This window comes from Streptomyces sp. NPDC001292, from assembly GCF_042896465.1.
Classification (GTDB): Bacteria; Actinomycetota; Actinomycetes; order Streptomycetales; family Streptomycetaceae; genus Streptomyces.
In genome coordinates this window covers 179,916-191,603 of record NZ_JBIAXG010000010.1, presented here as the reverse complement: position 1 = coordinate 191,603, position 11,688 = coordinate 179,916, and the positions used below count along the sequence as shown (strand labels likewise).

The window sequence follows — 11,688 nt, the reverse complement described above, 5'->3', positions numbered from 1 at the left end:
GACACCCCCTGCCCACACCCAGCCAACGACCCAAGAATCCGGAGCTCGATCCTCAAAAGATCACGTCAGAAGCCGACCGGTGGATCGAGGCTAAGTAGTCGGCGAGACCGGACACGCGCGCGTGCATCCCGGCACCGCCCAGGGACTCGTCGTCGCTCTCCTCGCCGGTGGCCATCCTCACCAGCGGCGGCCCGCCGAGGAACACCTTGGCCCGCTCCCTGACCATGATCACGTGGTCGGACAGCCCGGGGATGTAGGCGCCCCCGGCGGTGGAGTTGCCGAAGACGACGGCGACGGTCGGGATGCGGGCCGCCGACAGCCTGGTCAGGTCCCGGAAGACGGCGCCTCCGGGAATGAAGATCTCCTTCTGGGAGGGCAGATCGGCGCCCCCGGACTCGACGAGGCTGATGCAGGGCAGCCGGTTGGCGAGCGCGATGTCGTTGGCCCGCAGCGCCTTCTTCAGGCTCCACGGATTGCTCGCGCCGCCGCGCACCGTCGGGTCGTTGGCGGTGATCATGCATTCCACGCCCTCGACGACCCCGATCCCGGTGACCAGCGAGGCGCCCACGGTGTAGTCGCTGCCCCACCCGGCAAGCGGCGAGAGTTCCAGGAACGGCGTGTCGGGGTCGAGCAGCAGCTCGATCCGCTCACGGGCGAGCAGTTTGCCGCGCCGCCGGTGCCGCTCGACGTACTTCGCGCCACCGCCCGCGAGCGCCTTTGCGTGCTCGGCGTCGAGTGCGGCGAGCTTGTTGAGCATGGCCTCGCGGTGGGCCCGGTACTCGGCGGAGCCGGTGTCCAGGGCGGACGAAAGGACCGTCAAAGCAGGGCCTCCGGTATGTCCAGGTGGCGGGAGCGCAGCCATTCGCCCAGGGCCTTGGCCTGCGGGTCGAACCGGTGCTGGGCGGCGGCGCCCTCGCCGAGGATCCCCTCGACGACGAAGTTGAGGGCGCGCAGCCGGGGCAGCACGTGCCGTCGCACGGTCAGCGTCCGGCTCTCGGGGACCAACTGCCGGAACGTCTCGGCCGTCAGCGCGTGCGCGAGCCACCGCCAGCCCTGTTCCGAGCGCGCCCACACGCCGACGTTGGCATCGCCGCCCTTGTCCCCGCTGCGCGCCCCGGCGACGAGTCCGAGCGGGGCCCGCCGCGTGGGACCGTCCGGAAGGGGCTCCGGCAGCGGCGGCTGCGCCACGTCCTCCAGCACGCGCGTCCCCCGGGGCGGTGACACGGCGACACGGCGGCCGTCGTGGAGGACGGCCACCTGCCCGACGGCGTCCTGGGGGACGTACACGGCCTCGAAGACCCCGTAGGGCGCGCCCTTTCCGGGCGGCGCCAGCAAGTGGAAGCCCGGGTATCCGGCGAGCGCCAGCTCGACGGCGGCACCGCTGAACGCCCGCCCCACCGCCTGTGGTTCCCGGTCACGTACGACCAGCCGGAGCAGGGCGCTCGCCGTCTCCTCGGTGCCGGCGTCGGCCCGGTCGGTCCGCACGAGGTCCCAGCGCACCTCACCGGGGGGCGACCCGGCGGCGCCGAGCGCGTCCCGCATCTGCTGCCGCACCAACTCGGCCTTGCGGTCGACGTCGAGGCCGGTGAGGACGAAGGTGACCTCGTTGCGGAAGCCGCCGAGGCGGCCCAGCCCGACCTTGAGGGCGGGCGGCGGAGCCTCCCCGCGCACCCCCTCGACGCGCACCCGGTCGGGCCCGTCCTGGCTGAGTCGTACGGTGTCCAGCCGGGCCGTGACATCGGGTCCGGCGTACCGGGCGCCGCCCGTCTCGTAGAGCAGCTGGGCGGTCACCGTGCCGACGTCCACGACACCGCCCGTTCCGGGGTGCTTGGTGATCACGCTGCCGCCGTCCTCGTGGATCTCGGCGAGCGGGAAACCGGGGTGGCGCAACCGGTCGAGGGCGTGGTCGGCGAAGAAGGCGTAGTTGCCGCCGGTGGCCTGGGCGCCGCACTCCAGCACGTGCCCGGCGACGACGGCGCCCGCCAGCCGGTCGTACTCCCCCGGCTGCCAGCCGAAGTGGGCGGCGGCGGGCCCGGTGACCAGGGCGGCGTCCGTCACCCGCCCGGTGACCACGACGTCGGCGCCCGCGCGCAGGCAGGCGGCGATCCCGAAGCCGCCGAGGTAGGCGTGGGCGGCGAGAGGGGTGTCCCCCGCGGGGGCGGAGCCGAGGGCCCGGGGGAGGCCGGCGGTGAGGTCGTCGCCCTCGACATGGGCCACGCGCACCGGGATCCCGAGCCGCTCGGCCAACTCCCGCACCCGCTCGGCGAGCCCGGCGGGATTGAGCCCGCCGGCGTTGGTCACGATCTTCACCGACCGCTCGTGGGCGAGTCCGAGGCACTCCTCCATCTGCCGGAGAAAGGTGCGGGCGTAGCCGGCCGCCGGGTCCTTGAGCCGGTCCCGGGCCAGGATGAGCATGGTCAGCTCGGCGAGGTAGTCGCCGGTGAGGACGTCCAGTTCGCCGCCGGTGAGCATCTCGCGCATGGCGTCGAACCGGTCGCCGTAGAAGCCGGAGGCGTTGCCGATGCGCAGGGTCACCCGGCCGCCCCCTTGGGCGCCCGGCCGGCGCCGGGCGGGCCGGCGAAGGCCTGGGCGATGTCCAGCCAGCGGTCGGCGTCCGGTCCCTCGGCACGTACCGCGAGGTCGGCGCGGTGGGCGCGCTGGGTGACCAGGAGGCAGAAGTCGAGGGCGGGCCCGGTGACACGCTGCCCGGCGTCCTCGGGACCGTACGTCCACAGCTCCCCGGAGGGACCGCGGACCTCCACGCGGAACTCCTCCTCGGGCACGGGCAGCCCGTGCGCCCCGAAGGCAAAGCCCCGCGCCCGCACCCCGATGCGCACCACATGCTTGAGCCGGTCGGTGGGTGCGCGCACCACACCGAGCGCGTCGGCCACGTCCTGCCCGTGGGCCCAGGTCTCCATCAGCCGCCCGGTCGCCATGGAGGCAGCCGACATGGGCGGCCCGTACCAGGGGAAACGGGACCCGGGCGGCGCCGCCCGCAGCGCCCGGTCGAGAGCGGCCCGCCCCTCCCGCCACCGCGCCAGCAACGTCCTGGGGGCCAGCCGCGCGCCTTCCGCGGCGCCGTCGTCCACGAACGAATCGGGCGCGGCCAGCGCCTCGTCCACGAGTTTCCGGAAGCCGGCGGAGTCGGTGACGGCGAGGAGGGCGGACCGGTCGGTCCAGGCGAGATGGGCGATCTGATGGGCGATGCTCCATCCGGGCGCCGGAGTCGGGCGTCCCCATTCCCCGGGGCTCAGCCCGGCGACAAGCCGATCGAGTTCGTCACTCTCAGTACGCAGATCGTCGAACACCAGCGTCGGATCGGACATGCGTGGAGCATGACAGCCGAGCCTGAAACAATCAAGCATGCTTGCATGGATTTATGGTCCCGGTGCACGGCCCGACCACCGGGACCGGTCAGGGGTGCGCCTCCGGGACCGGCGCCTTGGTCCGCGCCATCTGGGTCCGTACCGCCCCCATGCTCGCCGCGACGACGAGGACGATCGCCACGGCCTGGAGAGCACTGAGGGACTGGCCGAGGACGAGGAAGCCGGCCGTGGCGGCGAGGGCCGGTTCCAGGCTCATGAGGACGGCGAAGGTGGAGGCGGGCAGCCGGCGCAGGGCGAGCAGTTCGAGGGTGTACGGCAGGACGGAGGACAACAGCGCCACCCCCGCGCCCATGACGAACGTCGTCGGGTCGACCAGCTTCGACCCGGACTCGGCGATCCCCAGCGGCAGGAACAGCAGCGCACCGACCGCCATCGCCAGGGCCAGCCCGTCGGCCTGCGGGAAGCGCCGGCCGGTACGGGCGCTGAAGACGATGTACGCCGCCCACATCGCGCCCGCGCTCAGAGCGAAGGCGACGCCGGCGAGGTCGAGGCTGTCGAAACTCCCGCCGCCGAGGAGGAAGACGCCGGCCAGGGCCAAGGCGGCCCAGACGAAGTTGATCGCGCGGCGCGAGGCCAGCACCGACAGGGCGAGCGGGCCGAGCACTTCGAGGGTGACGGCGGGGCCGAGCGGGATGCGGGCGACGGCCTGGTAGAAGAGGCCGTTCATCCCGGCCATCGCGATACCGAAGACGACGACCGTGCCCCAGTCGGTGCGCGAGTGGCCGCGCAGCCGGGGCCGGCAGACCACCAGCAGCACGATCGCGGCCACCAGCAGCCGCAAGGTCACCACACCGAGCGCGCCCGCCCGCGGCATCAGCGTCACGGCCAGCGCGCCGCCGAACTGCACCGAGATGCCCCCGGCCAGCACCAGCCCGACCGGGCCGAGCGAGCCGAAACGGCCCGGGGATCCGGGCGATGGCGCGGCGGCCGGCGCGGAGGTCACCGGGGAGGACGAGGAGGGGGTGGCGGCGCTGGGCGTGGTCACGGGGCGGTCCAGTTACTGGGCTAGGGGTTTGTGCATCGCGATGTACTGATGGGTCCAGGGTAGTGGACACCGTCAGGAGCGTGAACCCGATTACCACTGTCCACAATGGTCCCGTCGGCGCCCATGGTTCACGGGCCGCCGTTACCCCTCCAGGCCCGCGACAACACCGCATGCCCCCGGCCTTTCGGCCCCCGTGGTCACGAGGCAGCCGCTCGGCCGCCCGCGGTTCACGAGCCGCCGCGCTCTTCCAGTCCCTCCGCCAGCACCTCCGCCAGATGGCGCCCCCGCACTCCGGCCAACTGGTCCAGCTGGGTGCGGCAGGAGAAGCCGTCCGCGAGGACCACCGCGCCGTCCGGCGCCCGCCGTACCGACGGCAGGAGCTGTTCCTCGGCGCAAGCGGCCGACACCTCCCAGTGGCCCTTCTCGAAGCCGAAGTTCCCGGCCAGGCCGCAGCAGCCGCCGGACAGCTCGCCGGTCAGGCCGGCCGCCTCGCGCAGGCGCCGGTCGGCCGCGTCGCCGAGCACGGCGTGCTGGTGGCAGTGGGTCTGGCCGGCGACCGGGCGGTCCAGGCGGGGCGGGGCCCAGCCGGGGGCGTGGCGCCGAAGGGCCTCGGCGAAGGTCAGGACACGGTCGGCCAGGCGGCGGGCCCGCGGGTCACCGGGCAGCAGCTCCGGCAGGTCGGAGCGCAGCGCGGCGGCGCAGCTCGGTTCCAGGACGACGACCGGGGCGGCGGTCTCCAGCACCGGCTCCATCAGGTCCAGGGTGCGGCGCAGCACCGCGCGGGCACGGTCCAGCTGGCCGGTGGAGACGTACGTCAGGCCGCAGCAGACGCGGCCCCGGCCCCGCAGGACGGACAAGGGGTTCCACAGCACCGAGGTTCCGTCGCCCACCGGAGGGCGGCGCAGGCGCAGGGTCGGCGGGAGCGCCACCCGCAGCCCGGCCGCCTCCAGCACGCGTACGGCCGCCCGGCCCACGGACGGCGACAGGTGCTCGGTGAAGGTGTCCGGCCACAGGACGACCAGATCGCCCGCCCCCTCCCCACCGTCCGCCGGTGCGTCCGGCCGCGTGCGCCACCATCGGGTGAAGGGCTCGCGTGCCAGTCGCGGGATCCCTCGTTCGGGTGTGATTCCACCGAGCCGTTTCACCGCCGACGCGAGCGGCCGCAGGGCGGCGAGCGCGTTCAGCAGCGGCGCGGTGCGCGTGCGGGCGGCCCAGCGCAGCCACACCGGGAGCCACCCCATGGCGTAGTGGGCGGCCGGACGGCGCCGTCCCGCGTAGTGGTGGTGCAGGAACTCCGCCTTGTACGTGGCCATGTCGACCCCGACCGGGCAGTCGGACCGGCACCCCTTGCACGACAGGCACAGGTCGAGCGCGTCGTGGACCTCGGCCGACCGCCAGCCGTCGGTCACCAGATCGCCGGCGAGCATCTCGTGCAGCAGCCGGGCACGCCCGCGCGTGGAGTGCTCCTCCTCGCCCGTGGCCCGGAAGGAGGGGCACATGACCGCGGCGCCCGACACCTCGGTCGTACGGCACTTCGCGACCCCGACGCACCGGCGCACCGCCGCCGAGAAGTCCCCTCCGTCGGCCGCGTAGCCGAAGGCCACGTCGACCGGGCGGCGCGGCAGCACGGCGAAACGCAGGTTCGCGTCCAGGGGCGCCGGACGGACCAGCATCCCGGGATTGAGCAGGCCGTCGGGGTCCCACAGTCCCTTGACCCGCTCGAAGAGGGCCACCGTCCGCGCGCCGTACATCGTCGGCAGCAACTCGGCGCGGGCCTGCCCGTCCCCGTGCTCCCCGGACAGCGAACCGCCGTGCGCCACCACCAGCTCGGCCAGCTCCTGCGAGAACCGCCGGAACCGGCCGATCCCGGCCGGTGTCAGCAGGTCGAAGTCGATGCGGACGTGGATGCAGCCGTCCCCGAAGTGCCCGTACGGGGTGCCCCGCAGCCCATGGGCGGCCAGCAGCTCCCGGAACTGCCGCAGATACGCGCCCAGCCGGGCCGGCGGCACCGCGCAGTCCTCCCACCCCGGCCACGCCTCTCCCCCGGAGGTACCCCCACCGTCCGGCATCCGGGTCGCCGTACCGCTCGCGTCCTCCCGGACCCGCCACAGCGCGCGCTGCGCGACCGGATCCTCGACGATCGCGGCGTCCACGGCGTCGGCCGCCCGCGCGATCGCCTCCGCACGCGCGCGTGCCTGCCCCGCCGTCTCCCCGCCCGTCTCCACGAACAGCCAGGCGTCTCCGCGCGGCAGCCCGGCCGCCGCGGACGGCACCAGGTCCCGCGCCATCCCCTCCACCGTCAGCGGCCCGTACGGCAGCAGTCCGGCCGCGGCGTCGGCGGCGGCGCCCTCGTCGGCGTATCCCAGCACGGCCAGTACGCGCGCGGGGGGTGTCTCGACGAGCCGTACGACGGCTTCCGTCAGCACGCCGAGGGTGCCCTCCGAGCCGCAGAAGGAGCGCGCCACGTCCGAGCCGTTCTCGGGCAGCAGTGCGTCCAGGGCGTACCCGGAGATACGGCGGGGCAGTCGCGGGAATCCGGTCCGCAGCCGGGCGAGCTCGCTCTCCACCAGCTCCCGCAGCCCGTCCGGCGCCCCGGCCCACTCGCGCCCCAGCCTCAGCCGCCGCCCTCGCGCGGTGAGCACCGACAGCTCCCGCACACTGTCCGCGGTCGTCCCCCAGGCCACCGAGTGCGAGCCGCACGAGTTGTTGCCGATCATCCCGCCGAGCGTGCACCGGTTGTGCGTGGACGGATCCGGGCCGAAGCGCAGCCCGTGCGGCGCGACGGCCTCCTGGAGCCGGTCCAGGACCACGCCGGGCTGGACGACGGCGGTCCGCTCCCCGGGGTCGAGCGACAGCACCCGGTTCATGTGCCGGGTGAAGTCCAGCACCACCCCCGTCCCGGTCGCCTGGCCCGCGATCGACGTCCCGCCGCCCCGCGCGACCACCGGCACTCCGCGCGCCCGGCAGACCTCCAGCGCCGCCACCACGTCGTCGGCGTCCCGCGGAGCCACCACACCCAGCGGGACCCGCCGGTAGTTGGACGCGTCCATGGTGACCAGCGCCCGGGAGGTGACGTCGAACGCCACCTCCCCGCGCACGGTCCGGCGCAGCTCCGCCCGAAGCCCCGAAAGATCCGCGAGATCGGTCATGCGTCCAGCATGCACGCGATCGATTTCATGGCCGTCTCACCCGGCGGAACGCGTTTCACCCCGATTTCTCCGACCCGCTACTCTCCCCTTCGTGGCTGAGATCCGGATTCCCTCTGACATCAAGCCCGCGGACGGACGTTTCGGCGCGGGTCCCTCCAAGGTGCGGACGGAGGCGCTGGACGCCCTCGCCGCCACCGGCGCATCCCTCATGGGCACCTCCCACCGCCAGGCCCCGGTCAAGAACCTGGTCGGCCAGGTGCGCGAGGGCATCCGCGAGCTGTTCCGGCTCCCCGACGGCTACGAGGTCGTGCTCGGCAACGGCGGCTCCACGGCGTTCTGGGACGTCGCGACCCACGGCCTGATCGAGAACAAGTCGCAGCACCTCGCCTTCGGCGAGTTCAGCTCGAAGTTCGCCAAGGCCGCCAAGCTCGCCCCCTGGCTCGCCGAACCCACCGTCGTCTCCTCCGACCCCGGCACGCACCCGGAGCCCGAGGCCGAGGCGGGCGTCGACGTCTACGCCCTCACGCACAACGAGACCTCCACCGGTGTCGCCATGCCCATCAGGCGCGTGGCCGGAGCCGACGAGGGCGCCCTGGTCCTGGTCGACGCCACCTCAGGCGCCGGCGGCCTCCCGGTCGACATCGCCGAGACCGACGTCTACTACTTCGCCCCGCAGAAGTCCTTCGCCTCCGACGGCGGCCTGTGGATCGGCGTGTTCTCCCCGGCCGCGCTCGACCGCGCCGAGCGCGTGCACGCCTCCGGCCGCCACGTCCCGGAGTTCTTCTCGCTGCCCACGGCGATCGACAACTCCCGCAAGAACCAGACGTACAACACCCCGGCGCTGGCCACCCTCTTCCTCCTGAACCAGCAGTTGGAGTGGCTCAACGGCCAGGGCGGCCTCGCCTGGTCCACGGCCCGCACCAAGGACTCCTCCTCCCGTCTCTACGCCTGGGCGGAGGAGTCCAAATACGCGACCCCGTTCGTCACCGACCCGGCCAAGCGCTCCCAGGTCATCGGCACGATCGACTTCTCCGACGAGATCGACGCCGCCGCCGTCGCCAAGGTCCTGCGCGCCAACGGCATCGTCGACACCGAGCCGTACCGCAAGCTCGGCCGCAACCAGCTGCGCATCGCGATGTTCCCGGCCATCGACCCGGCGGATGTCGAGGCCCTGACGAAGTGCGTCGACTACGTGATCGAGAAGCTGTAACCGTCCCCCGCACACGACGGTGAAGGGCGCCCGGCGGAGGCCGCCGGGCGCCCTTCGCGGTGTGTGACGTCGCTCAGCCGCTCGGCGGGGAAAGCGGTGCTGTGCCCCAATACGGTGGCGCACCATTGCGGTCGGAGCCTACGATCACGGCCAAGGCGGGGTCGTAGCACAGAGGTAGTGCGCCGCGACAGCATCTCGGAGGACGTCGGTTCGAATCCGGCCGCCCCGCCCCTTCAGCGCGTCGTCGGCTGATGCGAGGGCCGAGGCGTGGATATCGGCCCCCCTGGTGAATCCGGCTCGGACGGAACACGCCGTCGGCGCCACCCGGCGACGTAGCACCTCCGCGTCCGGGCATTGCGGGGAGTAAGCGGTCGACGAGCGAAGGCCGCCGGTCCTCAGGTCAGGGAATTCCGCGCAAGAACTCGTCGTCACCGAGTCCACTTCTTCAGTCCAGTTCGATCCTGGCGGCGACCGGCAGGTGGTCGCTGCCGGTGGCCGGCAGGGTGCGGATGTGGGCGACTGCCGCCGAGCGGGCCATGACCTGGTCGATCCGGGCCAGCGGGAAGGCGGCGGGGAAGCTGAGCGCGAAGCCGCGTTCCACCACGTTCATCCGCGAGGTCAGCGGGGCCAGCCCGCGGTCGTCGACCGTGCCGTTGAGGTCACCCAGCAGGATCACCGTTCTCAGCTCCTCGGCGGCGATGGCCTCGCCCAGCCGCAGGGCGCTCTCGTCGCGCCGGCCGGACGCGAGGCCGCTCGCCCGGACGCGGAGGGAGGGCAGGTGTGCCACGTACGCCGCGACCCGGCCGTGCGGGGTGTGGACCACGGTCCGCAGCCCGCGGCTCCAGGACTCCGTGATCCCCCGGGGTTTGATGTCCAGCAGCCGGGTGCCGGTCAGCGGATGCTTCGACCAGAGTCCGACGGTGCCCCGGACCACGTGGTACGGGTAGGCAGCGGCGAGGGTCTTCTCGTAGACCGCCAGCGCCGGGGGCACCAGCTCCTCCAGCGCGACGAGGTCGGGCCCGGCGTCGGCCAGGGCGCGGGCCGTGCCCGCCGGATCGGCGTTCTCGTCGCTGACGTTGTGCTGCACCACGACCAGATGGCGTGCGCCGGGCGCCGACCCGGGCAGGAGCAGCCCGCCGAAGAGGAAGGTCCAGGCCGCCACCGGCAGCAGCAGAGCCACCAGCGCCACGGCCGAACGGCGCAGCAGCGCGAGGGCGAACAGCACCACGACCACCAGGCCGAGCCACGGCAGGAACGCCTCCAGCAGACTGCCCAGGCGGCCCACGGAGTTGGGCACGGCCCGGTGGAACGCCAGCAGCCCGGCCGTCAGCGTCGCGAGCGCGGCGAGCACCCGCCCCCGCTGCCACGCCGACCGGTTCCCGGCGTCCCCCCGCGCCTCCTGGTCCGGAGCACGATGCCCCGCCCGGAGCCGCGCCCACGGGGGCACGGCCGCCCTCAGCACCGCCGCCGCACCGCCGCCCGCCCGCTCCTGACCCACCCTGGCTTCCCATCCGCTCGCCTCTCGCCTCCCAAGACGATCCTCCGAGTGGATCAGTTGCCGCCTTCCCGGAGTGGGTGCCGGGCAACCGGACGTCGCCCGGTCCGAGGAGGCGCCGCGGCCGCGAGGCGCCAGGCGGCGATCATCGGGCGCCTCGCGGTCGTCATGACGCCGTGCAGCTCACGCTCGGCACACCCCCGCCCCGGGCGCGCCCCCGAAGCCGAAGCCGGTCGAACCACCGGCCGCGATCGCCCCGTCGTGGGCGGCGTCGACCGCCGTCACGGTCGGTCCGCTCCGGGTGTACGACGCGTTCCACATGTCGGTGACCTTCTGGGACCCGCTCCAGGTCCAGGTCACCTTCCAGGACCTGATCGCGGTGGGGCCCGTGTCGGTCACCGTCACATCGGCGTTGAAGCCGCTGCCCCAGTCGCTGCCGACGACAGGCGGCGACCGCCCGTCAAGAGCGCCGACGCAACAAACGCCCCACCCCCCACATCGCGGCCGCCACGACGGCCACCGCGGCCACGGTGCCCGCGCCGAAGCGGCCGCCGTCGTCCGAACCGGCCCCTGCGGAGCTCGGACCGCCCTGCTGGGACGGCGACTTGGCGGACCCGTCGGCACCCGGCGCGTCACGCACCCGCACCGGGCTGTCGGCGCCCTCGCTGCCGTACAGCAGCTTGGTGCCGTCCACGCTGTAGGTGACGGACTCCCCCTGCCCCTGGAGCGGTACGTCGAGCCGGCCCGCGCGCTTGATCCTGCCGCCGTTCCAGTCGTAGTGGATGCCGCCGAAGTAGCCGCGCACGGCGAGGTGCGTGCCGTCCGGGGAGAGGGCGGCGTCGGTGGTCCACAGGTCGACGGGGGCGATCGGCTTGAAGACGTTCGTGCCGGAGGGGGACAGTTCGGCCGGGCCCTCGTAGAGGTGACCGCCGTCCTCCTTCTTGTCGATGATGTAGACGCGCCCCGTCTTCGGGTGCACGACCATCGACTCGGCGTCGCGGGCGCCGTCCGCGTACTTCACGACGTACTGCGTGGCCCGGATCGTCCGGTCCTTCAGCTCCTTCGGCTCGGGCAGCCGGTAGATCCACACGTACGGCCAGGTGCCGCCGAGGTTGTCGCCGATGTCGCCGACGTAGATCTGGTTGCCGGGCCCGATGGAGATGGCCTCCACGTCGCGGGGCTTGCCGATGCCGCTGAGGGTGATGGTGGCGACGGTCTCGCCGGTCCTGCCGTCCACGGCGTAGATCTGCGGGCCGTAGCCGCTGTCGTTGTGCGTCCAGTAGATACCCGGATGCAGGTGCGAGGCCGCGAGGCCGCTGGACTCCTTGATCCGCGGGTCCTTGATCGTGAACCCGTCGTCGCCGTCGGCGGCAAGGGCGGCGGGCGCGGCGAACACACCCACGAGGAGGGCCACGGCGAGCGGGGCGAACGGTCGGCGCATCCCCCAAGCCTGCCATCCCGCA

Annotated in this window: 8 protein-coding genes, 1 tRNA gene and 1 pseudogene; 2 read left to right on the top strand and 8 right to left on the bottom strand. The window is 73.6% G+C overall.

Features of this window, described 5'->3' with window-relative positions; genetic code table 11:
• Positions 1–70 precede the first annotated feature (70 nt).
• From ACFY4A_RS14445 to ACFY4A_RS14425, 5 genes and pseudogenes are all read right to left on the bottom strand, one after another.
• A pseudogene (locus ACFY4A_RS14445) lies at positions 71–820 on the bottom strand (carboxyl transferase domain-containing protein); the annotation flags it as partial.
• Positions 817–2,481, bottom strand: coding sequence for an acyclic terpene utilization AtuA family protein (locus tag ACFY4A_RS14440; protein WP_390829761.1), 1,665 nt, complete (start codon positions 2,479–2,481; stop codon positions 817–819). The gene ACFY4A_RS14440 and the pseudogene ACFY4A_RS14445, both read right to left, overlap by 4 nt.
• Before the next feature lie 50 nt (positions 2,482–2,531).
• Positions 2,532–3,326, bottom strand: a complete 795-nt coding sequence (locus ACFY4A_RS14435; protein WP_390829751.1) for a TIGR03084 family metal-binding protein — start codon at positions 3,324–3,326, stop codon at positions 2,532–2,534.
• Between the two features lie 88 nt (positions 3,327–3,414).
• Positions 3,415–4,371: a DMT family transporter gene (locus ACFY4A_RS14430; RefSeq protein WP_390829750.1), complete on the bottom strand. Its 957-nt coding sequence runs from the start codon at positions 4,369–4,371 to the stop codon at positions 3,415–3,417.
• A gap of 227 nt (positions 4,372–4,598) precedes the next feature.
• Complete coding sequence (locus ACFY4A_RS14425) at positions 4,599–7,520, bottom strand: FAD-binding and (Fe-S)-binding domain-containing protein (protein ID WP_390829749.1); 2,922 nt, start codon at positions 7,518–7,520, stop codon at positions 4,599–4,601.
• 91 nt (positions 7,521–7,611) lie between these two features.
• Between ACFY4A_RS14425 and serC the strand changes: the two genes are divergently transcribed.
• Both serC and ACFY4A_RS14415 read left to right on the top strand, forming a co-directional pair.
• Positions 7,612–8,730 (top strand): phosphoserine transaminase, encoded by a 1,119-nt coding sequence (gene serC / locus ACFY4A_RS14420; RefSeq protein WP_390829748.1) that lies wholly within the window; start codon positions 7,612–7,614, stop codon positions 8,728–8,730.
• Between the two features lie 155 nt (positions 8,731–8,885).
• Positions 8,886–8,960, top strand: a tRNA-Leu gene (locus ACFY4A_RS14415).
• 215 nt (positions 8,961–9,175) lie between these two features.
• Here ACFY4A_RS14415 and ACFY4A_RS14410 read toward each other — a convergent pair.
• The 3 genes from ACFY4A_RS14410 to ACFY4A_RS14400 form a co-directional block, all read right to left on the bottom strand.
• Positions 9,176–10,081 carry an endonuclease/exonuclease/phosphatase family protein gene (locus ACFY4A_RS14410; RefSeq protein WP_390829760.1) on the bottom strand — a complete coding sequence of 302 codons (906 nt, stop codon included), beginning with the start codon at positions 10,079–10,081 and terminating at the stop codon, positions 9,176–9,178.
• Between the two features lie 327 nt (positions 10,082–10,408).
• A complete protein-coding gene (locus ACFY4A_RS14405) occupies positions 10,409–10,624 on the bottom strand; it encodes a cellulose binding domain-containing protein (protein ID WP_390829747.1) in 216 nt (71 codons plus the stop codon).
• Between the two features lie 61 nt (positions 10,625–10,685).
• Entirely contained in the window at positions 10,686–11,666 is a 981-nt protein-coding gene (locus ACFY4A_RS14400; RefSeq protein WP_390829746.1) for a WD40 repeat domain-containing protein, read from the bottom strand.
• Between the last annotated feature and the right edge of the window lie 22 nt (positions 11,667–11,688).

Excerpts from the sequence above, each read along its gene's own strand:
- ACFY4A_RS14425 (WP_390829749.1), bottom strand. The coding sequence starts at position 7,520 with ATGACCGATCTCGCGGATCTTTCGGGGCTTCGGGCGGAGCTGCGCCGG.
- ACFY4A_RS14440 (WP_390829761.1), bottom strand. The coding sequence starts at position 2,481 with ATGCGCGAGATGCTCACCGGCGGCGAACTGGACGTCCTCACCGGCGAC.
- ACFY4A_RS14435 (WP_390829751.1), bottom strand. The coding sequence starts at position 3,326 with ATGTCCGATCCGACGCTGGTGTTCGACGATCTGCGTACTGAGAGTGAC.
- ACFY4A_RS14400 (WP_390829746.1), bottom strand. The coding sequence starts at position 11,666 with ATGCGCCGACCGTTCGCCCCGCTCGCCGTGGCCCTCCTCGTGGGTGTG.